The sequence below is a fragment of the Brevundimonas sp. genome, from assembly GCF_047617075.1.
In the GTDB taxonomy this organism is placed as follows: Bacteria; Pseudomonadota; Alphaproteobacteria; order Caulobacterales; family Caulobacteraceae; genus Brevundimonas.
Map to the genome: position 1 here is coordinate 51014 of NZ_JBLGCI010000011.1, position 26878 is coordinate 77891.

Below are 26878 nucleotides of genomic sequence, written 5' to 3' on the forward strand. Positions count from 1 at the left end.
ACCAGTGACCAAGATCTGGAACCGACTGCCCGGCTTTGTCGGGCTATGCATTCTTACAATGGCGTTGTTCTACGCCGGAGGCGCCTTCGCCGCCGTCACCGACGCGCCGGCTGAAGCCGTCGCCGCCATCACTGCCCAAGCCGAAGACACGGCCGCCGACGCCTCGGCGGCCGTTTCTGATTCCACCGCCGAGGAGGCCGCGCCGGCGCCCGAACTTCTAGACCACCAGGCCGTGGCCGAGATCGACGGTTCGGCCACCAGCTGGATCCTCACATCCACCGCCCTGGTGCTGCTGATGACCCTGCCCGGTCTGGCGCTGTTCTACGGCGGCATGGTGCGGCGCAAGAACGTCATCGCCACCATCACCCAGTCCGTGGGCGTGGCCGCCGTGGTCAGCATCTGCTGGTTCGTGGCGGGCTACAGCCTGGCCTTCGGGGTGGGTCAGCCGATCGCCGGCTTCAGCGGCGAGCAGGTCAACGCCGTGGTCGGCGGTCTGCAGGCCATGTTCCTGAACGGCGTCGGTATGGAGACGGCCTATGGGGCCGCGCCGGGCCTGCCGGAGTATCTCTGGATCGCCTTTCAGCTGACCTTCGCCATCATCACCCCGGCCCTGGTCACCGGAGCCTTCGCCGAGCGCATGAAGTATTCTGCGCTGCTGCTGTTCACGGCCCTGTGGACGCTCTTCATCTATTCGCCCATCTGTCACTGGGTGTGGGGCGGCGGCTTCCTGGGGGGCATGGGCGTGCTCGATTTCGCCGGCGGCGCGGTGGTTCACGTGAACTCCGGCGTGGCCGGTCTGGTCTGCGCCATCTTCCTGGGTCCGAGAAAGGGCTATGGCGTCGGTCCGATCGTGGCCCACAACCCCGTCCTGACCCTGATCGGCGCCAGCCTGCTGCTGGTGGGCTGGTTCGGCTTCAACGCCGGTTCGGCCTGGGCTGCGGACGCCATCGCCGGGGTGGCCGTGCTCAACACCCTGCTGGCCGCCATGGCCGCCTCGCTGAGCTGGAAGCTGATCGAGGTCATCGAGAAGCGCAAACCCTCGCTGATCGGGGTTCTGTCGGGTCTGGTGGCCGGTCTGGTCGCCATCACTCCGGCGGCCGGCTTCGTCGATCCCAAGGGCGCGGTCATCATCGGCTTGATCGCCGGACCGGTCTGCTACGCGGCCTCGGTCTGGATCAAGAAGCTGCTGCGCTACGACGACAGCCTGGACGTTTTCGGCATTCACGGCGCGGGCGGCCTGATCGGCGCGCTTCTGACCGGCGTGTTCGCCACCACCGCCATCAACAGCGTGTCGGAAGGCGCCAACGTCCCGACCCAGGCCCTGGGTCTGGCCTGGACCATCGCATGGAGCGCGGTGGGCACCTTCCTCATCCTGCTGATCTGCAAGTTCACCACGGGCCTTCGCGTGCGGCCCGAGGAGGAGGAGACCGGTCTGGACACCGTGATCCACGGCGAGGCGCTGGAGCACTAGCTTCATCGCCGCGCGCCCGTGGGGCGGAGGGGGACGGGAGAGCGGGATCGAGGGGGTTCCGCTCTCCCACCGCCCCGGGCGCGATCTGAAGGCTCAGAGCTTTCAATCACACCAAATGAAACGAGGGGATATCCAATGAAAACAGTGCTCGTATCCGTCTGCTCCGCCGCCGTCCTCGCCCTGGCGGGCGCGGCCTCGGCCCAGGACGTCAGCTTCAACCTCACCGCCACCTCCGACTACGTCTGGCGCGGCGTGAGCCAGTCCGACGAGAACTTCGCCATCCAGGGCGGCGCGGACTTCGAATCCGGAATCTTCTACGCCGGCGCCTGGGCGTCGTCGGTGGATTTCGGAGACGACACCGACGCCGAGATCGATTTCTACCTGGGCGTCGCCCCGTCGGCCGGCGGCTTCGACTGGGACTTCGGTGTCACCCACTACATGTACGCGGGTGATCCGGACGGCTCGGACTATGACTTCACCGAAGCGTCGGCAGCGGTGTCGCGCGCCATCGGCGCGGCGACCTATGGCCTGAAGCTGGCGTATTCTCCGGACTTTTTCGGGGCCGAGGACGACGCCACCTATCTGGAGGCCAATTTCGCCGTCGAACCCGCGCCGAAGTGGAGCGTGTCCGGCGCGGTGGGCCAGCAGTGGGTGGATTCAGGCGCTGATTATCTGGGCTGGAATCTGGGCGCCACATACGCCCTCAATGACGTGTTCGGTCTGGACCTTCGGTATCACGACACCGGACGGCACGAATGGGGCGATATCTTTGACAGCCGCGTGGTGGTGAGCCTGACCGCCGGCTTCTGAAGTTGCAGACGCCCGTCTGAATGAAGCGCCGTCCGGTTCGCCGGGCGGCGTTTTTCATCGGGGCGCCTTGCGTAAGTGTTATACAATAACATATGAGCGGGGCCATCGAAGGATCCCGCATGAATCCCCCAGCCGCTGACTCTCGTCTCGCCGCCCGTTCTCTGGGCGACATGGCCGCCATCGGCCTGTCCATCGCCTGCCTGGCCCACTGCCTGGCCCTGCCCGTGGCGGCGGCGTTTCTGCCTGTGCTGGGACTGGGTTCAGAGGCGACCTGGGCCCACTGGGCCTTCGTGGCCGTGGCGGCGCCGCTGTCCATCTGGACTCTGGCCTGGCCGCCGCGCGGGGCCCTGCGGCCTCTGCCCATGACGCTGGCGGCGCTCGGCCTGACGGCGCTGGTTCTGGGCGCGGCCGAGTGGCCCAGCCATGATTGGGAGACGCCGATCACCGTGGGCGGCGCTCTTCTGCTGAGCGCCGCCCACGGGATCAATCTGCGGCGACGCCGTCACCGCTGTTGAGAACTACTCCTCGACAGCCCATCCGCCGGCCAGGGCCTTGAACAGGGTGATCTGGTTGCTGCTCACCTGAGCGTCTGACGCGGCCAGGGCGGCGTCGGCCTGGGCCAAGGTGCGCTGGGCGTCCAGAAGCGTCAGGAAACTGTCGGCGCCGGCGTCAAAACGCAGGCGCGACAGTCGCTCGGCGTCCGCCGCCCTGTCCCGCGCCGTGGTCAGGGCCGCGCGGCGGTCCAGCTCATTGGCGTAGGCCGACAGGGCCGTCTCCGTCTCTTGCAGCGCCACCAGCACCGTCTGGTCGAAATTGGCCAGGGCGATGTCGGTCCCGGCCTCGGCCTGGGCGATGCGGGCGCGGGTGGCGGCGATGTTGGGGAAGGACCAACTGATCAGCGGCCCGACGTTGAAGCGGAAGGCTGCGTCATCCCCCAGATCGGAGGCGTCGAACGCCGTGGCGCCCAGCGACCCGCCCAGCTGGATGGTCGGATAGAGCGAAGCGACCGCCACATTCACGCGGGCGGCGGCGGAGGCCAGCTCCCGCTCCGCCCGGCGCACGTCGGGGCGGCGCGCCAGCAGCGCCGCGCCGTCGCCCACAGGGATGGGCTGGGTCAACTGGGGCGGACGGGCGCAGTCGCGCGCGGCCTGGCTGGCCTCGGCGGGGGTGACGCCGGTCAGGGTGGACAGACGGAACAGGGCCGCGTCCCGCTGGGCCCGCAGGGGCGGCAGGGTGGCGCGGGTGGACTGCAGGGCGGCGTCCGCCCGGGCGGTGTCCAGACCCGTGCCCCGGCCCAGATCCAGCAGGCGCTGTGTCAGGTCAGCCGTTTCCTGCTGCAGGCCGATGGTGCGTTCGGCCACGGCGATCTGGGCGTTGGCGGAACAGGCGTCGGCATAGGCGCGGGCCGCCTCGGCGGCCACCGTGACCTGCACCACCTCCAGCGCGGCCTGGGCCGCGTCCGCGTCGGCGCGGGCGGCGCGGATGGCCGACCCGACCCGTCCGAACAGGTCGATCTCATAGGCCACGTCCAGACCCACGTCATAGGTCTCGCCCTCGTCCAGCGCTTCGGTCGCGTCCGGATTGACGGTGTAGGCGGACTGGCGGCCATACTGGCCCGAGGCGCCCACGGTGGTGGACGGCAGCCGGGCGGAGCGGGTCTCGCTCAGCGACGCGCGCACCAGCCGCAGATTGGCGGCGGCGGCCTCAAGCTCGTTGTTCTCCGTCAGGGCCTGAAGAACCAGACCGTCCAGCACGGGATCATTGTACAGACGCCACCAGTCGCTGCGGGCCTCGGCGGGGCTGACCTGCGCGGTCAGCCCCTGGCCGATGAAGGCGCCCGAAGCCGGGGAAGGGAGGGTGGCTTCGGGCGCCCCTGGCCCCACCGCGCACGCCGACAGGAGAGCCGTTGCGCAGGCGGCGGAGAGGAAACGGGTGGAAGTGGACAGACGGGGTCTCATCAGTGGTCTCCGGTCCGGCCGGCGGCAGGCGCCGGCGCGTCAGGATCATAGGGGTCGTGGGGCGGCGCGCCGTAGCTGGTCGGCAGGTCGCGGTCCTTCTCCGGGGCCTTGGGCAGCTTGCCGGCGATCCAGCGAGAGATGACGTAGAACACCGGCGTGAAGATCAGGCCGAAGAACGTCACCCCGACCATGCCGAACACCACCGCCACGCCCAGGGCCTGACGCATCTCCGCGCCCGGTCCCGTGGCGATGGCCAGGGGCAGCACGCCGAAGATGAAGGCGAACGACGTCATCAGGATGGGCCGCAGGCGGGTGCGCGCGGCGCGGACGGCGGCGTCCCAGCGGTTGAGCCCGTCGTCCTCTTCGGCCTGTTTGGCGAACTCCACGATCAGGATGGCGTTCTTGGCCGCAAGAGCGATCAGAACCACCAGGCCCACCTGGGTCAGGATGTTGTTGTCCATCCCGTTCAGATTGACCCCGATCATGGCCGCCAGAATGCACATGGGCACGATCAGGATGACCGCCAGCGGCAGGGTGAAGGCCTCGTACTGGGCCGCCAGCACCAGGAACACGAACACCACGGCCATCAGGAAGATCAGTGTCGAGGACGAGCCCGACTGTTGCTCCTGGAAGGCCAGGCCGGTCCATTCATAGCTGAACCCGTCCGGCAGGGCCTCGGCGGCCAGCGCCTCCATCGCAGCCAGCGCCTGCCCGGACGACACGCCCGGCGCCGCCTGGCCCTGAAGCTCGGAGGCCGGGAACATGTTGTAGCGCACCACGCGCGCCGCACCGGAATCGTCCCTCAGTGTCGCCACCGAACCGATGGGCACCATGGCCCCGGACGATGAGCGCGTCTGCAGGTTGGCGATGTCCGAGATGTCGTCCCGATAGGCCGGCTCCGCCTGGGCCGTGACGCGGAAGGTGCGGCCCAGATAGTTGAAGTCGTTGATGTAGGACGAGCCCAGATAGACGCCCAGCGTGCTGTACACATCGGCGGGCTGGACCCCCATCATCAGGGCGCGGTCGCGGTCCACGTCGGCCTGAATGCGCGGCGTGCCGGTGTTGTACAGGCTGAAGACCTGCTGCACCTCTTCGGGAACCTGGGCGGCGGCGCCCATCATGGCGAAGGTGGCCCCCTCCAGCGCCTTGTAGCCGGCGCCGGAACGGTCCTGGATCATCATGACGAAGCCGTTGCCGTTGCCCAGACCCTGCACCGCGGGCGGCGCGATCATGAAGATCTGCGCTTCCTCGATGGCGCCGGCGGCCATGGACAGCTGTCCGGCCAGGGCCGTGGCCGTCAGTTCGGGCGCCGAGCGCTCCTCGTGGTCAGCCAGACGGATGAACATGGTCGCCGCGTTGGAGCCCGCCGAGAAGCTGGTGCCGTCCAGACCGGCGAAGGCGGCCACGTCGATGACGCCCTCGGTCGAGCCGACGATCTCCACCGCCCGGTTCATGGCGGCCTCGGTGCGGTCCAGCGACGAGCCGGGCGGCAACTGCACCACGCCGATCAGAAAGCCCTGATCCTGCTCGGGAATGAAGCCGGTGGGCGTGTCCATCAGCCGCCACCCGGTCAGGGCCAGCAGACCCACATAGATGATCAGCACGATCGACACGGTGCGCACCAGCCGCGCGGTCAGGCGGCCATAACGGTCCGACAGCCAGTCAAAGCCCTGATTGAACTTGGCGCCCGCCATGCCGAGGTAGTGGAACCCCGTGCCGATGGGGCCGCGCTTGCGGGCGTTCGCATCGTGGGCCTTGTGCGGCTTGAGCAGCAGGGCCGCCAGCGCCGGGGACAGGGTCAACGACACCAGCAGGGAGATCACGGTGGCCCCGGCGATGGTGACGGCGAACTGGCGATAGAAGATGCCCGGGATGCCCGCCACAAAGGCCGTCGGCACGAACACCGCGATCAGCACCAGACCGATGGCGATCAGGGCGCCCGACACCTCGCGCATGGACTTGTAGGCGGCCTCGCGCGGGGTCAGGCCCTCGCGGATATAGCGCTCCACGTTCTCCACCACGATGATGGCGTCATCCACCACGATGCCCACCGCCAGCACCAGGGCGAACAGGGACAGGGAGTTGATGGAGAAGCCCAGCGCCAGCTGGATGGCGAAGGTGCCGACCAGGGCCACGGGAATGGCGATGATGGGGATGATCGCCGCGCGCCAGGTCTGCAGGAACACCAGCACCACGATCATGACCAGGAAGATGGCCTCAACCAGGGTGTGCTGAACGGCCTCGACCGAGGACTCCACGTATTCGGTCGGGTTGTAGGGGATGGAATAGGTCATACCCGGCGGGAAATCGCCGGACAGGGCCTCGACCTCCTCCAGCACCGCATGGGCGGTGTTCAGGGCGTTGGCGCCCGGCTGCTGGACGATGGCCATGGCCACGCCTCGCTCGCCGGAGAAGTAGCCCCGGATGCCGTAATCCTGCGACCCCAGCTCGACCCGCGCCACGTCGCGGACCCGGGTGATCCGGCCCTCGGCGTCGGTCTTGATGACCACATCGGCGAACTGCTCGGGATCGGACAGGCGGCTTTCCACCTGAACCGGCAGCTGGAAGGCGGAAGCGTTATCCGTATAGGGCGGCTGGCCGATGGCCCCGGCGGCGGCCTGGGTGTTCTGGCCGCGCAGGGCGTTCACGATTTCCGGCGCGGTCAGGTTGCGCGCCGCAGCCTTGGCCGGGTCGATCCAGATGCGCATGGAATAGTTGCCGCCGCCGAAAATCTGGACCTGGCCCACGCCCTCGATACGCAGCATGCGGTCCCGCAGCGTCGAGTTGGCGTAGTTGCCCATGTAGTCCACGTCGAGGCTCTCGTCCGGCGACGTCAGGGCGATCAGCAGCAGGAAGTCGGTGGCCTGTTTGTTCACCGTCACGCCGATCTGGCGCACCTGTTCGGGCAGGCGCGGCTCGGCCAGGGCGACCCGGTTCTGGACCAGCACCTGGGCCGCATCCAGATCGGTGCCCGGCTGGAAGGTGACGGTCACCGCCACCACCCCGTCGGAGGTGGACGAGGAGGACATGTAGAGCATGTTCTCGACGCCGTTCACCTCCTGCTCGATGGGCGCGGCGACGGTCTCGGCGAGGGTCTCCGCCGAGGCGCCGGGATAGGCGGCCTGGATGGCGATGGTGGGCGGCGCAATCTCCGGATACTGCGACAGGGGCAGCAGCGGATAGGCGAAGGCGCCGATCAGGGTGATGACCACCGATATCACGATCGCGAAGATCGGCCGGTCGATGAAGAAGCGTGAGAAATTCATGGCGTGGAGCCTGTTCCGATCAGTCGGCGATGGTCGCAGTGGACGCCGCCTGGGCGGTGGTCACCGGCTGCGACTCTTCACGCGGCTCGATGGTGATTTCGGTGTTCTGGGGCGTCACCGGCTGACCGGGCTGGGCCCGCTGCAGGCCGTTCACGATGACCCGGTCGTCGGGCGCCAGGCCGGCGCGCACCACGCGCAGGCCGTCCACCGTCGGGCCCAGCTGGACGGGCTTGCCCGCCACCACGCCGTCGGCGCCGACCACATAGACCAGACGGCGCGGGCCGTCGGTGACGATGGCCGTCTCGGGCACCAGCAGCGCCTGATAGGAACCCGACCCCGCCACGCGGGCGTGACCGAACATGCCCGGCGTCAGGAAGCCGTCGGCGTTGTTCACCACCGCGCGCAGGCGAATGGTGCCCGACGCCGTGTCGATGGCGTTGTCGGTGAAGTCCAGCGTGCCGGACCAGCGATAGTCGCCCTCGTCCTGCAGACGGATTCGCACCGGGGTCTCCCCGCCGGTGCGGGCGTCGCGCTGATACTTCAGCAGCAGGGCCTCGGACCCTTCGAAGGTGAAGTGAATCGGTCCGCCCGACACAATGGTGGTCAGAACGTCGGCGGCCGACGAACCCCCGGCCACCAGATTGCCCACGTCCACCCGGCGGTCCGACACGCGCCCGGACGAGGGGGCGGTGACGCGGGTGAACTCCAGATCCAGCTGACGGGCGCGGACGCTGGCCTGAGCGCTGGCCAGGGCGGCCTCCGCCTGGGCGACAGCGGCGCGGGCGCTGTCGAACTCGGCCTGGGACACCGCTTGCGCTTCCAGCAGTCCCTCGGCGCGTTCGAACTCGGCGCGGGCCAGGTTCAACTGGGCTTCAGCCTGGGTCACCGAGGCGCGCGCGGCGGCCAGGGCGGCCTGGGCCGGGCGCGGATCAAGCGTGAACAGCAGCTGGCCGCGGCGGACCTGCTGGCCATCGCGGAAGTGCACCGCCTGAATGTAGCCGCCGACGCGGGCGCGCACATCCACGGTCTGGACCGCTTCGAAGCGACCGACGAACTCGTCCCAGTCGGTGACCTGGCGGGCGAGGGGCACGGCTACGGAAACGGGCGCGGCGGCCGGCGGGGCCTGACCCTCGGCGGGGTCTCCACAGCCGGAAAGGACGAGCAACGCAAAAGCGCTCGCGGCGAGCACGCGGTACGGTCGCATGGGGGTCTTCTCCTGTCGGGACGGAACGCGTAAGCGATGGGGAGATCGCCGCGAGTCAACGTCTGATGACTTATTGCTCGCGATGGACTATGTTTGTCAACAGCCGTTGACTTAAAAAACGGCAACGCTTGTACCCGAGTAGCGGAGATTGGTTCTGACCGACTGTTGCGCAAGACCCCGAAACGCCGCCAACACGCGAGCGCGCATTCTGGACTCCGCGCGCGAGCTGTTCACTCACCAGGGCTATGACGAAGTCGGCATGCGGGACATCGGCCGGGCGGCCGGCGTCGATGCGGCCCTGGTGTCCCGTTATTTCGGCTCCAAGGAGGACCTGTTCGCTGAGGTTCTGGACTCGTGCGGCAGCGCCAAGGACTGGTTCGAGGGCGATCGCGCCGACTTCGGCCGCGAGCTGGCCTATGAGCTGGTCTATGACCCGCCCGAAATGGATGAGTGCAAGCTGGACGGCCTGCTCATCATGCTGCGCTCCACCGGATCGCCCAAGGCTGCGGAGATCATCCGCAAGTCGACGTACGAAAGATTCTACGCCCCGTTCATCAAATGGCTGGGCGGCGAGGACGCCGAGGTGCGCTCCCGCATGGTGCTGGGCGTTCTGATGGGCATGGCGCTGAGCCGCGACATGGCCGGCGGCTATGGCCTGTCGGAAGAAGACACCGCCCGGCTGTGCGAGCGTCTGGCCGTGCTGTTCCAGAACTGCATCGATGGCGATTGCTGACCGGCCGGATCACAAGCCTCTGCGGTTAGATTTGCCGTTGGTTGGCGGCTTTGATCGTCAGATTGGAAAATTATTCCCAATCAGTGTTGCGCCGCACTGCGAAATGATGTCTCTTGGTTTCATCGCAGACCAAGGCTGACGACGTGAACAACCGCGCGCCCATTGCAGGACAGACCCGGACGGCCACCGCCGCCGTGCGTCCGCATGCGGCCGTCGACGCCCTGCAAACCCTTACCCTGATTACCGTACTGGTGCTCGTGCTTCTTGGAAGTGCGGGGCTGCACGCGACCTGAACTCAAACCTCAGGACCGCTCGCACAGCCCCGCTTCCACCGGAAGCGGGGTTTTTTGTGTTTGGGCGGTCCGGATCAACCGGAACCGATGACGCAAGATTTTTCCAGCAAGACGCCTCAAGCCAACCGCCGTAGCGCGGCGGTGACGCGCGGCCCGAACCGGGCGGCGGCGCGCAGCTATCTGCGGGCTGCGGGCATGGACGACGCCGATTTCGAGCGGCCCATGATCGCGGTGGTCAACACCTGGTCGTCGGTGACGCCGTGCAACATGCATCTGGACCGGCTGGCCGAGGATGTGCGCCGGGGCATCCGCGAGGCGGGCGGCTGGCCGGTGGATTTCAACACCATCGTCGTCACCGACGGCATCAGCATGGGCACGCCGGGCATGAAGGCGTCCCTGATCAGCCGCGAGGTGGTGGCCGACTCCATCGAGCTGGCGGTGCAGGGGCACCAACTGGACGGCGTCGTCTGCATCGTCGGTTGCGACAAGACCATTCCAGCCGCCGCCATGGCGCTGGCCCGCATGGATATCCCCGGCCTGGTCTACTACGGCGGCACCATCATGCCGGGCCGGATCGGCGAGAAGGAAATCTCCGTCCAGGAAATCTTCGAGGCCATCGGCGCCCACGGCGCCGGCGCGCTGGATGACGCGGGGCTGAAGGCGGTGGAGGTGGCGGCTTGTCCCGGCGCCGGCGCCTGCGGCGGCCAGTTCACCGCCAACACCATGGCCATGGCCCTGAGCGTCATGGGCCTGTCGCCCATGGGCGCCAACGACGTCCCTGCCGTGCACCCCGACAAGGGCGAGCAGGGCGAGCGCTGCGGTCGTCTGGCGGTGGAGCTGACTGTCAAGGGGATCAGCGCGCGGGAGTTCATCACGCCCCGGTCGCTGATGAACGCGGCGGTGGCGGTGTCAGCCTCGGGCGGATCGACCAATGCGGTGCTGCACCTGACCGCCATCGCGGCGGAGGCCGGCGTGCCGTTCGGGGTCGAGGATTGCCATTTCGCCTGCGAGACCACCCCGGTCATCTGCGACCTGAAGCCGGGCGGCCAGTTCCTAGCCCACCACCTGTTCGTGGCCGGCGGCACCCGGCTGGTGACCCAGCGGCTGGCGTGGTCGGGCAAGATCGCCGATGCGCCCACCGTCTCGGGCCGCTCGCTGTTTGAGGAAGCCGCCGAGGCCGAGGAAGCGCCGGGCCAGAAGGTCATCACCGACTTCGACCGCCCGGTCATGGCGCGCGGCAGCTATGCGGTCATCTACGGCGACCTGGCCCCCGAGGGCGCGGTGATCAAGCTGACCGGCCACAAGGTCGACCGCTTCGAGGGACCGGCCAAGGTGTTCGACCGCGAGGAGGACGCCTTCGAGGCGGTCCAGTCCGGCGCGGCGGGCGAGGGCGACGTCATCATCATCCGCCACGAAGGCCCGCGCGGCGGGCCGGGCATGCGCGAGATGCTGCAGGTCACCGCCGCCCTGAAGGGCCGCAAGATCGAGAACGTGGCCCTGATCACCGACGGCCGGTTCTCGGGCGCGTCCTACGGTTTCGTGGCCGGGCATGTGTCCCCCGAAGCGGCCGTCGGCGGACCCATCGCACGGGTCCGGGACGGCGACCGGGTCACCATCGACGTCGCGGGTCGCCGCATCGACGTGGACGCCGACCTGAGCGCCCGTCCGCCCTCGACGCCCGAGCGCGAGGCCCCGGTGGGCGTGTTCGCCAAATACGCCGTCCTGGCGGCCTCCGCCTCGCAAGGCGCGGTCACCATCCCCAATCCGCCGCCGGCGCGCACCGCCGATTCCTTCCAGGGCCGGCCCAGCGCCGCCCGCACCCAGACCGCTCACGAGGACGCCTGATGCCCATCACCATCTACACCAACGACGACATTCGCCCCGGCGTCATCGCAGGCCAGCGCATCGCCATCATCGGCTATGGCAGCCAGGGCCGCGCCCATGCCCAGAACCTGAAGGACTCCGGCCATGACGTGATCGTCGGTGTCCGCGAAGGCGGCAAGGGCTGGAAGAACGCGACCACGGACGGCGTGCCGACCGCCGAGCCGGCCGAGGCGGTCAAGGGCGCCGACATCATCGCCATCCTGACCCCGGACATGATCCAGGGCGAGGTCTATCGCGACATCATCGAGCCGAACGCCAAGCCGGGGTCGGCCATCCTGTTCGCCCACGGCTTCTCGATCATCTACGACCGGGTCACGCCGCGCGAGGACATGGACGTGATCCTGGTGGCGCCCAAGGGGCCCGGCGATCTGGTCCGCCGCGAGTACGCGCGCGGCCGCGGCGTGCCCAGCCTGTTCGCCATCGAGCGGGACGCCACGGGCAAGGCGCGGGACCGGGCCATGGGCTACGCCAAGGGCATCGGCGGGGCCACCGGGGGGCTGCTGGAAACCAGCTTCCGCGAGGAGACCGAGACCGACCTGTTCGGCGAACAGGCCGTGCTGTGCGGCGGCGCCAAGGAGCTGGTCATGTCCGGGTTCAACACCCTGGTCGAGGCCGGATACCAGCCCGAGATCGCGTATTTCGAATGCCTGCACGAGCTGAAGCTGATCGTTGACCTGTTCTACGAGGGCGGCGTCACCAAGATGCACGAGTTCATCTCCGAGACCGCCAAATACGGCGCCGTCGCCTCGGGCCCGCGCGTGGTCAACGACGAGACTCGCGCCCGCATGAAGGAGATCCTGAAGGACATCCAGTCGGGCCAGTTCGCCCGCCAGTGGATCGCCGAGAACGACGCCGGAAAGGGCCAGTACGAGGCCTGGCTGAAGGCCGACTACGCGCATCCCATCGAACAGACCGGCGCCCGCCTGCGCGAACGCATGGCCTGGCTGCACGCCGCCAAACCTGAAGCGGCCTGAAGCCAGAGGATCGCTGAAAGCATCGCCATGACCGCCGCCGCCCTGAAACAGACCGCCGCCGCCGCCCCCCAAGAGGCCGGGATGACGGGCGCGCGCCTGCTCGTCTCCAGCCTGGAGGCGATGGGCGTGGATGTGCTGTTCGGCTATCCGGGCGGGGCGATCATGCCGGTCTATGACGCCCTGACCGGCTCGTCCCTGCGCCACATTCTGGTGCGCCATGAGCAGGGCGCCGCCTTCGCCGCCGACGCCTATGCCCGGGCGTCCGGCAAGGTCGGGGTGTGCATGGCCACCTCGGGTCCCGGCGCCACCAATCTGATCACCGGCATCGCCAACGCCATGATGGATTCGGTGCCGATGGTCTGCATCACCGGCAATGTGGCCACCGGCCTGATGGGCACGGACTCGTTCCAGGAGATCGACATCCTGGGCTGCACCCTGCCCATCGTGAAGCACAGCTGGATCGTGCGCGACGCCGCCCACATCCCCTCGGTGGTGGCCGAGGCGTTCCGGGTGGCGAAGGAGGGCCGGCCCGGTCCGGTCCTGATCGACCTGCCCAAGGACATCCAGTTCGCCGAGGTGGCCCAGCCCTTCGCCGCGCCGATCTTCAACGACCCGGTGGAGGCGGCGGACCATGCCGCCATCCGCGAGGCCGAGGCCGCCATCCGCACCGCCGAGCGCCCGGTCCTGTACGTGGGCGGGGGGATCAAGATCGCCGGGGCGGTGGATGAACTGCGCGCCTTCTTCGCGCGTACCGGCATCCCGGCGGTGGCCACGCTGAACGCCCTGGGCACGATTCCCACGGGCGCCAGCGGCTTCCTGGGCATGATCGGCATGCACGGCGCCCGCGCGGCGAACGAGGCGGTGCAGGAATCCGATCTGCTGGTGGTGCTGGGCGCGCGGTTTGATGACCGGGCCACGGGCAAGCTGGCCGAGTTCGCGCCCCACGCCCGCATCGTCCACTACGACATCGACCCGGCGGAAATCTCCAAGCTGCGCGCGGCGACCGTGGCGGTGGTCGGCGACCTGACGGCGAGCCTGGCGGCCACCGATCCGGGACCGCTGGCGATCGATCCGTGGATCATGCGCTGCATGGCCCGGGCCCAGCGCCACGCCCCCCGCTATGACGCGCCGGGCGAGGGCGTCTATGCGCCGGCCCTGCTGAAGGAGCTGTCCGAGCGCGCGGGTGACGATTTCGTGGCCGCCTGTGACGTGGGCCAGCACCAGATGTGGGCGGCCCAGCATTGCCGGTTCTCGCGGCCCGAGGCGCATCTGACCTCGGGCGGTCTGGGGGCCATGGGCTTCGGCCTGCCCGCCGGTCTGGGCGCCAAGCTGGCGCGCCCGGACGCCCAGGTGGTGACCATCGCCGGGGACGGCGGCTTCATGATGAACATCCAGGAGCTGGCCACCCTGCGCCGCTACGGCGTGCCCCTGAAGATCGTCCTGCTGGACAACGCCTCGCTGGGCCTGGTGCGCCAGTGGCAGTCCCTGTTCTTCGGGGAGAACTATTCCGAGGTCGATCTGTCGGACAACCCGGATTTCGTGGCGGTGGCCCAGGCCTTCGGAGTCGAGGCCTTCCGAATTAGCCGGCGCGAGGAGGTCTCCGCCGGGATCCAGCGCCTGCTGGACGCGCCCGGCCCCTGCCTCGCGCATGTGGTGATCGATCCGAAACAGAACGTCTGGCCGCTGGTGCCGCCGGGCAAGTCAAACGCAGAAATGATGGAGGGCGCCTAGATGAGCGACACCATTCACATCCACATCGACCGGGCCGACGGCTCGCTGCAACGTCTCATCGGGCTGGTGGAGCGCCGGGGTTTTCATATCGACGGCCTGACCTTGACCGATGAAGGGATCATGCGCCGCGCCGCCATCACGGTACGCGGGCGTGACGACACCCGTTGTTCCCAGATCCTGCGCCGCCAGATTGATCGACTGATCGGCGTCAGCCGCATCGACGCGGCCGTCATGCAGTCGGAGGCCGCGTGATGGCTGACGTATCAAGACCCGTATCGCGCACTGCCGAGCTGGCGGCCTCGGACCCCAACCGCGTCATCGTGTTCGACACGACCATGCGCGACGGCGAACAGGCGCCCGGTTTCTCCATGACCGCCCAGGGCAAGCTGCGCATGGCCGCCGCCCTGCGGGACCTGGGCGTCGATGTGATCGAGTCCGGTTTCGCCGCCGCCTCGCCCGGTGACGAGGAAGCCATGCGCCGCGTGGCCGGGGAGATCGAGGGGCCGGTGTTCTGCTCGCTGTCCCGGTCCACCGAGGCGGACATCAATGCGGCCTACCGCGCCCTGTCGCCCGCGCCGAAGACCCACCGCCGCTGCCACATCTTCCTGGGGACCAGCCCCATCCACCGATCGGCCAAGCTGCGCATGAGCACCGACGAGGTGCTGGCCGCCGCCGTGCGTTCGGTGGCCTACGCCCGCACCCTGTTTGACGACGTGGAGTTCTCCGCCGAGGACGCCTTCCGCACCGAGCCGGCGTTTCTGGCCGAGGTGATGGAGGCCGCCGCCGACGCCGGCGCCCAGACCCTGAACGTGCCGGACACCGTGGGCTACGCCACGCCGGACGAGGTGCTGGCCCGCTATGCGGACCTGATCGCGCGCATCCGCCCGAAGCATCCGAACGCCGTCTTCTCGGCCCACTGCCACGACGATCTGGGGCTGGCCGTGGCCAACTCCCTGGCGGCGGTGGAGGCCGGGGCGCGTCAGGTGGAAGGGGCCATCAACGGCATCGGCGAGCGGGCGGGCAACGCCTCGCTGGAGGAAGTCATCATGGCCCTGCGCACCCGCGCGGACCGCTATGACGTGACCACCGGGGTGGACTGCCGCCATCTGGTGCGCACCAGCCGCCTGCTGTGCGAGATCACCGAGAGCCCGGTGGTGCGCAACAAGGCCATCGTGGGCATCAACGCCTTCGCCCACGAGGCCGGCATTCACCAGCACGGCATGATGGCCGACGCGCGCACCTACGAGATCATGCGTCCCGAGGACGTGGGCTTCGAGGGCAGCTTCTTCGTGCTGGGCAAACACTCGGGCCGCCACGCGGTGGCCAAGCGCGCCGCCGTGCTGGGCCACGACCTGACCGGAGGCGTGCTGGCCGAGGTGTTCGCCGGCTTCAAGCGCCGCGCCGACGAGATCGGCGAGATCAACGACACGGAGCTGACGGCCATCATCGCCGCCGCCGCCGACCGACAGGAAAGACCCGCCTATGCCGCCGCTGGCTGACTACATCTGGATGAACGGCGAGATGACGCCCTGGGCCGACGCGAAGGTCCATGTGATGAGCCACGCCCTGCACTACGGCACCTCGGTGTTCGAAGGGATACGGGTCTATGACACGCCCGACGGCCCGCGCGGGTTTCGCCTGACCGACCATGTGCGCCGCCTGTTCGACAGCGCGCGCATCTATCACTTCGCGCTGCCCTACACCGAGGCCGAGGTGCTGGACGCCTGCAAGGCCGTCGTGCGCGCCAACGGCCTGAAGGGCGCCTATCTGCGGCCCATCGCCTTTCTGGGCGAGTGCGGCATGGGGGTGACCCCGGCCAGGCCGCAGGTGGACGTGACCATCGCCGCCTTTCCCTGGGGCGCCTATCTGGGCGACGAAGCGCTGGAGAAAGGCGTGGACGCCTGCGTCTCGTCCTGGCAGCGCGCGGCGCCCAACACGGTGCCGACCGGGGCCAAGGCGGGAGGCAACTATCTGTCGTCCTATCTGATCGGGCGCGAGGCGCGGGTCGGCGGCTTTGGCGAGGGCATCGGGCTGGGCGTGGACGGGCGCCTGTCCGAAGGCGCCGGCGAGAACCTGTTCATCGTACGCGAGGGCCGCATCCTGACCCCCACGGCGGCGTCCTCGATCCTGATGGGCATCACCCGCGACACGGTCATGCAACTGGCCCGCGATCAGGGCCTCGAGGTTGTGGAGCAGAGCCTGCCGCGCGAGATGCTGTACCTGGCCGACGAGATCTTCATGACCGGCACGGCGGCGGAGATCACGCCGGTGCGCTCGGTGGACGGGATCGCCACGCGCGCGAACGGACCGGGCCCGGTGACCAAGGCGCTGAACGCGGCCTTCCGGGGCCTGTTCACCGGCGACACGCCGGACCGCCACGGCTGGCTGGAGCCGATCTACGAAGGCGCGGCTACGGAGAAGGCGGTGGAATATGCCTGAGCCCCGCACTCTGTATGAAAAGGTCTGGGACCGGCACGTGGTCTCGCCCGAGACGGCGGAGACGCCCGCGGTTCTGTATGTGGACCTGCATCTGGTGCACGAGGTGACGAGCCCGCAGGCCTTCGCCGAGATCGAGCGGCGGGGCCTGAAGGTGCGCCGCCCGGACCGCACCTTCGCCACCCTGGACCACTCGACCCCGACCCTGCCGGCCGGTCCGGACGGAGAGCGGCCCTACTACACCCCCGCAAGCAAGGCGCAGGTGGAGACGCTGGAGCGGAACTGTGCGCGCCATGGCGTGTCTCTGGCCGGATGGGATTCGGATCAGCGGGGCGTGGTGCATGTGATGGGGCCAGAACTGGGCCTGACCCAGCCGGGCATGACCGTGGTCTGCGGCGACAGCCACACGGCCACCCACGGCGCCTTCGGGGCGCTGGCCTTCGGCATCGGCACCTCCGAGGTGGGCCATGTGCTGGCCACCCAGTGCCTGTTGCAGCGCAAGGCGAAAACCCTGCGCGTGACCGTGGATGGAGCGCTGGCGCCGGGTGTGTCTGGCAAGGACGTGGCCCTGGCGGTGATCGCCGCCCTGGGGTTCGGCGGGGGCACGGGCTACGTCATCGAATATGCGGGCGAGGTCATCCGGTCGCTGGACATGGAAGGGCGCATGACCCTGTGCAACATGTCCATCGAGGCGGGCGCCCGGGCGGGCATGATCGCCCCGGATCAGGCGACCGTCGAGTGGCTGCGCGGTCGTCGTCATGCGCCGCAGGGCGAGGCGTTCGAGCGAGCGGCGGCGGACTGGCTGAGCCTGGCGTCGGACCCCGGCGCGGTGTTCGACAAGGAAGTCCGGCTGGACGGCGCCGCCATCCGGCCCATGGCCACCTGGGGCACCACGCCGGATGCGGGAGCGGCCATCGGCGCGCCCACGCCTGAACCCAGATCCGACAACGACCGCAAGGCGCTGGCCTATATGGGCTTTGAGGCCGGGCGAGCGACCACCGACTATCCGGTGGACGTGGTGTTCATCGGCAGCTGCACCAACGGGCGTCTGCCCGACCTGCGCGCCGCCGCCGACATATTGCGCGGCCGCCGGGTCAAGGCGGGGGTGCGGGTGCTGGTGGTGCCGGGCTCCGAGGCCGTGCGCCGTGACGCTGAGGCGGAGGGCCTGCACACGGTGTTCACAGAGGCGGGGGCCGAATGGCGCATCCCCGGCTGCTCCATGTGTCTGGCCATGAACGGCGACATGGTGGGACCGGGCCAGCTGGCGGTGTCCACCTCCAACCGCAATTTCGAAGGGCGTCAGGGACCGGGCGCGCGCACCATCCTGGCCAGCCCGGCCACCGCCGCCGCCAGCGCGGTCATGGGCGTGCTGACCGACCCGCGGGTGTTCATGGGGGAGGCTGCGCCCCTCAAGCAGGCGAGCGCCGCGCGCGAGCCGGTAGGGGAAATGTGATGCCTGAGCCCTTGAAGACGCTGACTTCCGGTACGGTCGTGTTCACCCAGTCCAACATCGACACGGACCAGATCATTCCGGGCCGGTTCCTGACCACCACCACCCGCGCGGGGCTGGGCGCGCACGCCTTCCACGACTGGCGCTATGAGGCGGACGGCGCGGTCAAGCCCGAGGCGGTGCTGAACCGCATCGATCCCACCGCGAACCGCATCCTGATCGCGGGGGACAATTTCGCCTGCGGCTCGTCGCGGGAGCACGCGCCCTGGGCCCTGCTGGATTATGGCTTCCGGGCGGTGGTCTCCACCTCCATCGCCGACATCTTCACCTCCAACGCCCTGAAGAACGGCCTCTTGCCCATCGTGGTCAGCCAGGCGGTGTGGGACGATCTGGCCGCCCATCCGGACCAGCCGGTGACCATCGACCTTGAGGCCCAAACCATCCGCCGGGGCAACGCCGAACCGACGCCCTTCCGGGTGGAAGCCTTCGCCCGCCAGTGCCTTCTGGACGGAGTGGACGCCATGGGCTGGCTGACCGCCCGACTGCCCGACATCGAAGCCTTTGAACGCCGACAACAGGAAACCGCGTAATGCCCCCCTTTCAGGAACACTCCATCGTCGTTCTGCCCGGAGACGGGGTCGGCCCCGAGGTGGCGGCGGTCGCCCGCGACGTGCTGGACTGCATCGGCGACTTCTACGGCCATCGCTTCAACTATCAGGAGCACCTGATCGGCGGCGCGGCCATCGATGCGACCGGCGAGCCCCTGCCGGATGAAACCCGCGACGCCTGCATGGCCGCCGACGCGGTGCTGCTGGGCGCCGTGGGCGGACCCAAGTGGGACAGCGGCAAGCGACGCCCCGAAGAGGGCCTGCTGGGAATCCGCAAGGCCATGGGCCTGTACGCCAACCTGCGGCCCTTGCAGGTTTCGCCGGTGCTGGCCCACCGCTCGCCCCTGAAGAAGGAGATCGTCGAGGGCGTGGACCTGATCGTGTTCCGGGAACTGACCGGCGGCATCTATTTCGGCGAAAAGACCCGCACCAAGACCTCGGCGTCTGACCTGTGCGTCTATTCGGTGGAGGAGATCGAGCGGGTGGCCCGCGCCGCTTTCCAGACCGCCCGGCAGCGGCGGGGCAAGGTTACGTCGGTGGACAAGGCCAACGTCATGGAGACCAGCCGCCTGTGGCGCGAGGTGGTCACCCGCGTCCACGCGGAGGAATACCCCGACATCACCCTGGAGCACGCCCTGGTGGACTCCATGGCCATGCACCTGATCCGCAAGCCGCGCGAGTATGACGTGATCCTGACCGAGAACATGTTCGGCGACATCCTGTCGGACGAGATCTCGGTGCTGGGCGGGTCCATCGGCCTGCTGCCGTCGGCCTCGCTGGGGACCGAGGGGCCGGGGCTGTTCGAGCCCATCCACGGCTCGGCGCCGGACATCGCCGGTCAGGACAAGGCCAATCCCGTAGGCATGGTTCTGTCCTCCGCCCTGATGCTGCGCCACTCCCTGAAGCTGGAGGACGAGGCCGACGCCATCGAGGCGGCGGTGGCGGCGGTGCTGGCGTCCGGCGCCGTGACCACGGACCTGGGCGGAGAGCTGGGTTGCCGCGCGGCGGGCGAAGCCATCTGTGACGCCATTCGCGCCATCCACTGGGCCGCCGCCCACCGGGTCCAGATGCACTGGGCCTGAGACATCCCGGTTTCGCGCCCCGCCCCACGGGATCGCGAAGGCGTCACGCATCGTCGCCCCCAATGCCGATGCGTGGTGGTGAAGCCCCTGCCGGTTCCCTGAGCCGCCGGCAGGGGTTTCTTTATTGGGGCCCTATCGCTCGCCGCGCGGCGGCTCGCTGCTTGAGGGCGTTATGCTGACCCTATGCTTGCGTCGCGGACGCTCGCGGCTTGAGGGCGTTGCTGGGCCCTAGCCTTTGTTACGCGGCGGTGTCGCGGGAGGCGAGGCTGGTTTCGAAATCCATGAAGATGTCGATCAGTTCCTCCACCGAAACGCGTGGCGCGCCGGGGGCGAAGCGGAAATTCCAGAAGCTGACGATGTGACGCACGGCGCCGACCTGCTCTCCCAGACGGGTGAACATGCGCGGGGCGTCCAGCAGGAACTCGCGAAAGGCGGTGGGGCGACCGTCCTGGGTCAGGCTGGCGTAAGCGCGGTCATAGACCTTCAACGCCTCGATCGCCGTCTCGCAGGTGCTGAGGATCTTGCGCCTCAGAACCTGACGACCGCGCTCGATATAGAGGCGGGACTCCGTGTCCAGCGGCCCGGCAGGCTGCATCGTGGCGATGGCGTCGGCCACGGCGCGCGCTTCCTTCAGCACCGTGGCGGCAGACCATTTGTAGTAGAGGAACCCTTTCCAGCAGAACACGCCCTCGGCGTACTGCTCGGGCGCCAGCTGGAGCGTGTCGCCCAAGGGCTGCATGGCGGCGCCGTCGTTGTTGGACAGGATCTTGGAGACCAGATTGGCGGTGGCCCGGGCCTGACCGCGCGAGGCCTCGGTCTTCATGCTCATGGCCACCAGAGGCGCGATCTGGGATTCCACGAAGCCGAACATGCGCTTCATGTCGCCTTCGGTCAGTTCGAAATAGCACCGGGCCACGTCCAGACCCCCGCGCTTGACCTGCTCACGCAGCAGGAACGGATCCAGCGACGGCAACTGATCGATCAGTCGCAGGGTCTCCAGATCCTGGTCGACCACGGAGACGCCGAAATACTCGCGCAGGGCCCGGTCGAAATTGCGCTGGCCGATGAAGATGAACCGCCCGCCCAGGCGCAGGTCGTCCAGATCCAGCGGCAGGATGACCTTGGTGGCGGACTGGCGCCAGGTGTGGAACAAGTCCACCTCGTCCCGTCGCAGCCGATGCTTGATGATCAGCCCCTGATTCAGCGCGGGGGTCTGGAACAGCGGTTTATCGCGCCACTCGTCCGTGCGGCCATGGCGGCGCCAGACGGCCAGCAGATTCAGCACCCGCGAGGTAGAGCCGAATGCCTGAAGGTTGGCCAGATTTCGGATGGAACGGTCGCTCATCGCCGCTCGTCCTGCCGGTGTTTGACCGGTCCGGCAAGCGGGTTATCGCTGTTCGGCGATGAGGCGGTCGGCAAGGGCGGCGGTCAGGTGGCCGTCGGGCGTCAGGCCGTTGGCCTGCTGCCATCCGCGCAGGGCGCGGCGGGTGCCCGAGCCGACGATGCCGTCGATTCCGCCCGGATCGAAACCAGCGGCGGCCAGAGCCCTCTGGGCGCCCAGGCGCTGGTCTCGCGACAGGGGCGCCTCGTCCGGCCAGGCGGCGACCAAACCAGGCCGGCCCGCGATGCCGTCGGCGGTCATGCCGATGGCCAGGGCGTAGGCCACCGAGTTGTTGTAGCGGCGGATCACATAGTGGTTGGGCAGGGCCAGGAAGGCCGGGCCATTGGCGCCTTGCGGCAAAAGGATGGTCGCGCCTTCGGCCTGTTCGGCCGCGCTGGGGGCGCCGCCGCGCGCCAGCACCACGCCGCGCTGGGCCCAGTAGGACCACGGCTGGCGCTCGCCCTCGGCCAGGGCGTAGTCGAAGCCCTGGGGCAGGGTCACTTCATAATGCCAGCGCTGGTCGCGCTTCCAACCCGCGTCCTCCAGCAGGTGGGCGGCCGACGTCAGGGCGTCGGCTGAAGAACCCCAGATGTCCACGACGCCGTCGCCGTCGCCGTCCACGGCCAGACGGCGATAGTTGTCGGGCATGAACTGGCTCTGGCCCATGGCGCCGGCCCAGGATCCCTTCAGCCGTTCGCGGGGCGCGCGACCCTCGACGATGATGGTCAGGGCTTCCTTGAGCTGACCTTCGGCCCAGTCGCGGCGGCGGCCGTCGTGGGCGAGGGTGGCCAGGGAGCGGATCACGTCGTGGTCGCCCTGAACCTGGCCGAAGGCGCTTTCCTGGGCCCAGATGCCCACCAGAACCTCACGCGGCACGCCGTAGCGTTGCTCGGCGGCGGCGGGTGCGGACATCAGGCGATCACGGCCCTCGGCGATGCGCTGGGCGCTGACGGCGTTCTGCACATAGGCGCCGACCGGGCGGCTGAACTCGGGCTGGTTGCCGTCCAGACGCACCACGCTGGGGTCGGGCGACAGGCCGGCCAGCTCGCGCTCGAAAGCGGCGCGGTTGGCCCCGCCATGACGGGCCAGGAAGCCCTGCTTCCAGCCCTCGAAGGACTGATCCTCGTAGGGAACCGGCTGGATCGCGGCGGCTGATGTCGCCACCGCCGTCGCCGACGCAGCCTCTGCTGGTCCGCCGCGCGGGGGCTCCGGGATCAGGGGTGCGCAGGCGGCCGTCAGGCCAATGAGGACAAGGCGAATTTTCATCATGCCAGCCTACCGCGTCCCGCCTGTCACTCGCAATCACAAGCGCGCGAAAGGAGAGCACGGTTCCGCCGTACTTTCGCCTCCTGGCGGACACGGATCAGGGGGCGACGCTTGGGCTCTGTTAACCGGCGCGTGCCATCAATGCCGCCGCCTCGATGCGGCCTGGTGGCGGAGAGGATACGCGGCGGACCGCAAATCCGCAGACCCTCCGTTCGAATCGGAGGCCAGGCCTCCATATTTTCGCCCTAACGCTCGGCTCGCGGAGCCTCGCTTGTTGAGGGCAGTCATTCTTGCCCTATCGCTCGCTGCTTGATGGCGCTTTCCCGTTGACAGGGCAGGGGCGGCTGACCTATAGGCCCGTCTCCCCGCCGCAGGTCCGCTTGCGGCGTTTCATTTTGTATCGCGCCCGAGATCGCCTTGCGGCGCGCTCCGAAGGATAGAGACCATGAAGGTCCGTAGCTCGCTGAAGTCGCTGAAGTCGCGCCACCGTGACTGCAAGATCGTGCGCCGCAAGGGCGTCGTCTATGTGATCAACAAGACCGACCCGCGCTTCAAGGCGAAGCAGGGCTAAGGCTTTCTAGCGCCCTATCGCTCGCGTCGCGGGCGCTCTCCGCTTGAGGGCGCGTCGGGCACGTTGAGCGGCGGAATGATCCACAGGCCATGGACGTTTGTCCGTGGCCTTTTTCGCGTGCGCCGTTGAGCCGGCGCCGCCTCGACGGTAACTCCCGTGGTAACCACTCGAACGCGCTCAGGCCGCGAGGGACCGCGTCCCGAGCGATGGCGCACCGACACAAACCGCGCTCAAGCAGCGAGGGACCGCGTCCCGAGCGATAGCGCCTAAAAAGGACTTCCCATGGCCGACGACGCCGCCTTCGCCAACCCCGACGTCCTGAACGCCTCGGCTCAGGGCCGCCTGCGCACCATCATTGAGCGCCTGGAGCGTCTGGAGGAGGACAAGCAGGCGATCATGGGCGACATGAAGGAGGTCTTCGCCGAGGCCAAGGGCGAGGGTTATGACGTGAAGACCCTGCGCAAGGTCATCCGCATCCGCAAGCTGGACAAGGCCAAGCGCCAGGAGGAAGAGGCCATTCTGGACCTCTATCTCTCCGCCCTCGGCGAGATCTGAGCTGAAGCGGTCCGGTTTCGGACGCAAGGACGGCGGACTGCGCTCAAGCAGCCCGAAGGGCGGTAGAGCGGCAAACATGCGCTCAAGCAGCCCGAAGGGCGGTAGCGCGCTAAAAAAGAGCTCAAGCAGCCCGAAGGGCGGTAACGCGCAAAAGGACTCGCCTTACGAGGCGGCGAAGAAGGCCGCACAGCGATCCGCGCTCAACGCCCTGAAGCGCGCCCGCCGCGCCGCCGACAAGGCCGGGGTGCAGCTGTCCGACTGGGAGGATGAATTCCTCGGCTCCGTTTCCGACCGGGTGAAGACCTATGGCCGCGCCTTCGGCGATCCCGAAAAGGGCGCGCCGGGCCAGTCATTGTCGGCCATGCAGGCGCGCAAGCTGAAAGAGATCACGAAGAAGGCCAAGGGAGAGGGGAAGGGCTGATAGCCTTCCCCTCCTCAGGTCAGAACAGGATCTTTCTGAACGTCAGGCTGACGGTGCGCCCCTCCGGATCAAGGAAGTCGGGCTGGTAGTTCAGGGGGGTGGTTCCGTCGCTGGCGACCACCTGGGTGTCGGAGTCGAACAGGTTCGAGACCCGCAGATTGAGGCGCGACCCCTCCAGCCACGGCCAGCGCGCCACCAGACCCTCGCGGGCGCCCAGGTCCATGAAGGCGTTGACGTTCACCGTGGCGCGGTCGTCAAAGATCAGGTCCGGGCCGGTTCCGCCGTTGACCTCGGTGCCCTCACGCCAGGTGGCGTTGACGAACACGCCCATGCCGTCCTTGAACACGCCGCCCTGGGCCTGAATCTGGTGGCGGGGGCTGCCGCCGCCGGCGTCGGTAGCGTCGCCGTTCAGCAGGTCCAGCACGGGCAGGCCGGGGGCGATCAGGATTTCGTCCTGGATGCGCCAGGTGTGGAACAGCGAGATGTTGAAGCGGCCCTGGCCGGGCTGCATGCCGCCCCGGCCGCCGCCGCGGCCCCCACCGCCGCGCATGCGACCGCCGCCACCGGGGGGCGGTCCGTCCGCACGGGGACCGCGCGCGCCGCCGCCTTCGCCGCGCTGGCCGCGCCCACCCTGTCGGGGTTCATCCGGCTGACCGAAGGTGCGCGAGAAGGTGAAGCCGGTGCGCAGATCCTGGCGCTCCACCTCGGCGAAATTGATCGGCCGGGCGTCGATGGCCAGCAGGGTTCCATCGCCGTCGCGGGTGAAGCGGTCCGGCAGGGCGTTTTCCAGCGCAGCGGTCACGGCGGGGAATCCGTTGACCTCGTTCTCGATGCGGGTGCCGGTCCAGGTGGACCTGATGCGCAGGTTCTCGTCCTCCAGCGGCTGCCAGTTGACGCCCGCGCTCCAGACCGAACGGTTCGCGGCGTTCAGATCGGGATTGCCGCCTGTGGTGCGGGTGACCAGCACCGTTTCGCCGGTGGAGAAGTCGAACACCGCCGTGTTGGGCGTGGCGATGACCGGATCATTCAGCTGGGCGATGCTGGGCGCCTGATCCTGACGCGTGTGGCCCAGCGAGAAGGACAGCCGCTCGCGCGGGCTCCAGTTGACATTGAGGCCCAGGGTGTCGAGGCCGCCGAAGTCCGACACGTCCTCGTAGCCGGCGTTCAGATTGAGGGCCAGGTCGCCCAGCAGGGATGGGTTCTCGTCGTCCATCTCGAACAGGGGAATGTCGAAGCTGGTCTGGGCGTTCAGGCGGTCGCGGGACAGTTCGCGCTCGGTCTCAATGCCAGAGCGCAGGGACCATGACTCAAGCGTCTGGCGGTCGGCGCCGAGGGTGAAGGTGGAGCGCAGGTCGCCGGCGGGCAGCTCGGTCAGCGGGCCGTTGAAGACCGCCTCGGCGCTGTAGCGGCTCGAGACCGAGTTCGCCAGATCGTCGGGCAGGCGGTTGAAATCGGCCCCGGTCAGTGGGCCGAAGGGGGCGGCGGTGAGGTCGCCCGCGTCCAGCCGGTCCTGATAGGCCTCGGTGGAGAAGCCCCGGCCGGTGAAGGTGTCGGTCTCGTTGCGGGTGTATTCGCCGTTCACGCTCCAGCGCCAGTCGTCGCCGATGAAGCCGTCGAGCAGAACGCCCAGTTCCCCCTGAAGGCTGTCGGTGCGCGACGACAGGGCCTCGGGCGCGTCCAGAAAGCGGTACAGGGTCACGTCGTCGGAGAAGGGCGATCCGCCGACGCCCGAGGGCACGGTCAGGGCCAGCCCGGGCAGACCATTGAAGCGCTCGCTGCTGGAATCCTGGAGCTCTGCGCTGAGGGTGGCCTGAATGTCGCCGGGCAGGCCCCGCTTGAGGGTGGCGGAGATCTCGGTCTGTTCGGATTCAGGCTGAAGGGTGCGCCAGTCGCGCAAGGCCCCGACGCGGGCCGGGCCGTAGGCATCCGCGAAATCGGCCAGGCTGGTTCCCGATCCGGGAACCGGGGCGAGGGTGGCGGTCTCGCCGACGAGGCCTGAGAACACCGGGTCGATCTCGTCGCCGAACATGGGCGCGGTGACGTTGCCGATCAGGTCATATGGGGTGGAGCCGGGCTCGCGCACGATGTCGCGCTCCGTCTCGAACAGGGCGGTGTCGCGCTCGTGCTCGATATCGAAGGACCAGCGGTTGTCGCCATCGATGCGTAGAATGTCGGCCTCGACCTCATAGCCCGAGCGGCCTCCGGCGGTGGGGCCGCGAACCTCCACCTCGGTGGTCACCGAGCGGAAGGGATCCTTGAGAATGAAGTTCACCACCCGCTGGTCGGCGCGATAGCCGAACTGCAGCGCCACTTCCTCGGGCAGAACCTGAACTCGCTCAATAGCCTCGGACGGCAGGCCGCGAATCTCGCGGAAGCCGGAGATGCGACGACCGTTGACCAGGAACACCGGCGGGCCGCCACGCGAGCTGGCGGTGACCGGCTCTAGGAATTCCAGCAGCTGGGAGATGTCCGAGGCTCCGTAGGCCTGGATGTCGGCAGCCTCCAGCTCCAGCTCGGGCGGTATGTCGGTATCCACGTCGCCCCGGCGGCGAGCGGCGGTGATGACCACCTCTGAGACGGACGTGACGCCGTCCTCGTCGGTCCAGGCGTCCTCACCCGGCGGGTCCTGAACCGCGATCGAGCCCTGGGGCACGTCGGCGGATTGAATGAGCAGCGCGGCCAGCCCGGTCAGGGCGGTGGTCGAGAGAGACATGGGCGTATCCGGTCTGGGGAGGCGCGGGGGGCGGGCTTCTTGGCAGAGCCTTTGTCCGACGCCCCCGTCGT

Annotated in this window: 23 protein-coding genes and 1 tRNA gene; 18 read left to right on the top strand and 6 right to left on the bottom strand. The window is 68.7% G+C overall.

The features are described from left to right. The first annotated feature begins 58 nt into the window (after positions 1 to 58). The 3 genes from ACI8U3_RS11765 (at position 59) to ACI8U3_RS11775 (ending at position 2796) form a co-directional block, all read left to right on the top strand. Positions 59 to 1471 (top strand): ammonium transporter, encoded by a 1413-nt coding sequence (locus ACI8U3_RS11765; protein WP_415015067.1) that lies wholly within the window; start codon positions 59 to 61, stop codon positions 1469 to 1471. A 135-nt stretch (positions 1472 to 1606) separates the two neighbouring features. Beyond that, positions 1607 to 2281, top strand: a complete 675-nt coding sequence (locus ACI8U3_RS11770; RefSeq protein WP_415015068.1) for a TorF family putative porin — start codon at positions 1607 to 1609, stop codon at positions 2279 to 2281. Positions 2282 to 2400: 119 nt separating this feature from the next. After that, the gene (locus tag ACI8U3_RS11775) at positions 2401 to 2796 is read left to right on the top strand and encodes a MerC domain-containing protein (RefSeq protein WP_415015069.1); all 396 of its coding nucleotides are present in this window, start codon (positions 2401 to 2403) and stop codon (positions 2794 to 2796) included. A 3-nt stretch (positions 2797 to 2799) separates the two neighbouring features. Here the strand turns inward: ACI8U3_RS11775 and ACI8U3_RS11780 are convergent, their stop codons facing one another. Genes ACI8U3_RS11780 through ACI8U3_RS11790 form a run of 3 tightly spaced genes read right to left on the bottom strand, consistent with a single transcriptional unit; the run spans position 2800 to position 8709 of the window. After that, a complete protein-coding gene (locus ACI8U3_RS11780; RefSeq protein WP_415015070.1) occupies positions 2800 to 4239 on the bottom strand; it encodes an efflux transporter outer membrane subunit in 1440 nt (479 codons plus the stop codon). Next, positions 4239 to 7505: an efflux RND transporter permease subunit gene (locus tag ACI8U3_RS11785; RefSeq protein WP_415015071.1), complete on the bottom strand. Its 3267-nt coding sequence runs from the start codon at positions 7503 to 7505 to the stop codon at positions 4239 to 4241. The genes ACI8U3_RS11780 and ACI8U3_RS11785 overlap by 1 nt, the downstream gene beginning before the upstream one ends. Positions 7506 to 7524: 19 nt before the next feature. Beyond that, on the bottom strand, positions 7525 to 8709 hold the full coding sequence (locus ACI8U3_RS11790; RefSeq protein ID WP_415015072.1) for an efflux RND transporter periplasmic adaptor subunit: 1185 nt from the start codon (positions 8707 to 8709) through the stop codon (positions 7525 to 7527). Between the two features lie 148 nt (positions 8710 to 8857). On the opposite strand from ACI8U3_RS11790, the gene ACI8U3_RS11795 reads away from it, so the two are divergent. The 11 genes from ACI8U3_RS11795 to leuB all read left to right on the top strand — a co-directional run bounded on the left by ACI8U3_RS11795 (position 8858) and on the right by leuB (position 19900). Continuing rightward, positions 8858 to 9442 carry a TetR family transcriptional regulator gene (locus ACI8U3_RS11795; RefSeq protein ID WP_415015073.1) on the top strand — a complete coding sequence of 195 codons (585 nt, stop codon included), beginning with the start codon at positions 8858 to 8860 and terminating at the stop codon, positions 9440 to 9442. Between the two features lie 113 nt (positions 9443 to 9555). Then, positions 9556 to 9735, top strand: a complete 180-nt coding sequence (locus ACI8U3_RS11800; protein WP_415015074.1) for a hypothetical protein — start codon at positions 9556 to 9558, stop codon at positions 9733 to 9735. 87 nt (positions 9736 to 9822) lie between these two features. Next, positions 9823 to 11580: a dihydroxy-acid dehydratase gene (locus ACI8U3_RS11805; protein WP_415015075.1), complete on the top strand. Its 1758-nt coding sequence runs from the start codon at positions 9823 to 9825 to the stop codon at positions 11578 to 11580. Further along, the gene (gene ilvC / locus ACI8U3_RS11810) at positions 11580 to 12593 is read left to right on the top strand and encodes a ketol-acid reductoisomerase (RefSeq protein ID WP_415015076.1); all 1014 of its coding nucleotides are present in this window, start codon (positions 11580 to 11582) and stop codon (positions 12591 to 12593) included. The genes ACI8U3_RS11805 and ilvC overlap by 1 nt, the downstream gene beginning before the upstream one ends. Before the next feature lie 27 nt (positions 12594 to 12620). Then, positions 12621 to 14324 carry an acetolactate synthase 2 catalytic subunit gene (gene ilvG / locus ACI8U3_RS11815; RefSeq protein WP_415015077.1) on the top strand — a complete coding sequence of 568 codons (1704 nt, stop codon included), beginning with the start codon at positions 12621 to 12623 and terminating at the stop codon, positions 14322 to 14324. After that, complete coding sequence (locus ACI8U3_RS11820) at positions 14325 to 14576, top strand: ACT domain-containing protein (protein WP_415015078.1); 252 nt, start codon at positions 14325 to 14327, stop codon at positions 14574 to 14576. After that, entirely contained in the window at positions 14576 to 15823 is a 1248-nt protein-coding gene (locus ACI8U3_RS11825; RefSeq protein WP_415015079.1) for a 2-isopropylmalate synthase, read from the top strand. Before ACI8U3_RS11820 ends, ACI8U3_RS11825 begins: the two co-directional genes overlap by 1 nt. Next, positions 15807 to 16763 (top strand): branched-chain amino acid transaminase, encoded by a 957-nt coding sequence (locus tag ACI8U3_RS11830; RefSeq protein ID WP_415015080.1) that lies wholly within the window; start codon positions 15807 to 15809, stop codon positions 16761 to 16763. Before ACI8U3_RS11825 ends, ACI8U3_RS11830 begins: the two co-directional genes overlap by 17 nt. Further along, positions 16756 to 18213 carry a 3-isopropylmalate dehydratase large subunit gene (gene leuC / locus ACI8U3_RS11835; protein ID WP_415015081.1) on the top strand — a complete coding sequence of 486 codons (1458 nt, stop codon included), beginning with the start codon at positions 16756 to 16758 and terminating at the stop codon, positions 18211 to 18213. Before ACI8U3_RS11830 ends, leuC begins: the two co-directional genes overlap by 8 nt. Beyond that, on the top strand, positions 18213 to 18800 hold the full coding sequence (gene leuD / locus ACI8U3_RS11840) for a 3-isopropylmalate dehydratase small subunit (protein ID WP_415015082.1): 588 nt from the start codon (positions 18213 to 18215) through the stop codon (positions 18798 to 18800). The genes leuC and leuD overlap by 1 nt, the downstream gene beginning before the upstream one ends. After that, positions 18800 to 19900 carry a 3-isopropylmalate dehydrogenase gene (gene leuB / locus ACI8U3_RS11845; RefSeq protein ID WP_415015083.1) on the top strand — a complete coding sequence of 367 codons (1101 nt, stop codon included), beginning with the start codon at positions 18800 to 18802 and terminating at the stop codon, positions 19898 to 19900. The genes leuD and leuB overlap by 1 nt, the downstream gene beginning before the upstream one ends. A gap of 238 nt (positions 19901 to 20138) precedes the next feature. Here the strand turns inward: leuB and ACI8U3_RS11850 are convergent, their stop codons facing one another. Further along, on the bottom strand, positions 20139 to 21245 hold the full coding sequence (locus tag ACI8U3_RS11850; protein WP_415015084.1) for a hypothetical protein: 1107 nt from the start codon (positions 21243 to 21245) through the stop codon (positions 20139 to 20141). Positions 21246 to 21287: 42 nt separating this feature from the next. Continuing rightward, complete coding sequence (locus tag ACI8U3_RS11855; protein WP_415015085.1) at positions 21288 to 22547, bottom strand: lytic murein transglycosylase; 1260 nt, start codon at positions 22545 to 22547, stop codon at positions 21288 to 21290. Positions 22548 to 22706: 159 nt separating this feature from the next. Between ACI8U3_RS11855 and ACI8U3_RS11860 the strand changes: the two genes are divergently transcribed. The 4 genes from ACI8U3_RS11860 to ACI8U3_RS11875 all read left to right on the top strand — a co-directional run bounded on the left by ACI8U3_RS11860 (position 22707) and on the right by ACI8U3_RS11875 (position 24094). Continuing rightward, positions 22707 to 22782: transfer RNA gene (locus ACI8U3_RS11860), tRNA-Cys, on the top strand. A gap of 210 nt (positions 22783 to 22992) precedes the next feature. Then, the gene (ykgO, locus tag ACI8U3_RS11865) at positions 22993 to 23118 is read left to right on the top strand and encodes a type B 50S ribosomal protein L36 (protein ID WP_292103933.1); all 126 of its coding nucleotides are present in this window, start codon (positions 22993 to 22995) and stop codon (positions 23116 to 23118) included. Positions 23119 to 23400: 282 nt separating this feature from the next. Continuing rightward, entirely contained in the window at positions 23401 to 23673 is a 273-nt protein-coding gene (locus ACI8U3_RS11870) for a DUF2312 domain-containing protein (RefSeq protein ID WP_415015086.1), read from the top strand. 208 nt (positions 23674 to 23881) lie between these two features. Beyond that, positions 23882 to 24094: a hypothetical protein gene (locus tag ACI8U3_RS11875; RefSeq protein WP_415015099.1), complete on the top strand. Its 213-nt coding sequence runs from the start codon at positions 23882 to 23884 to the stop codon at positions 24092 to 24094. Between the two features lie 19 nt (positions 24095 to 24113). Here ACI8U3_RS11875 and ACI8U3_RS11880 read toward each other — a convergent pair whose 3' ends face one another. Continuing rightward, entirely contained in the window at positions 24114 to 26807 is a 2694-nt protein-coding gene (locus ACI8U3_RS11880; protein ID WP_415015087.1) for a TonB-dependent receptor, read from the bottom strand. Positions 26808 to 26878: the final 71 nt, after the last annotated feature.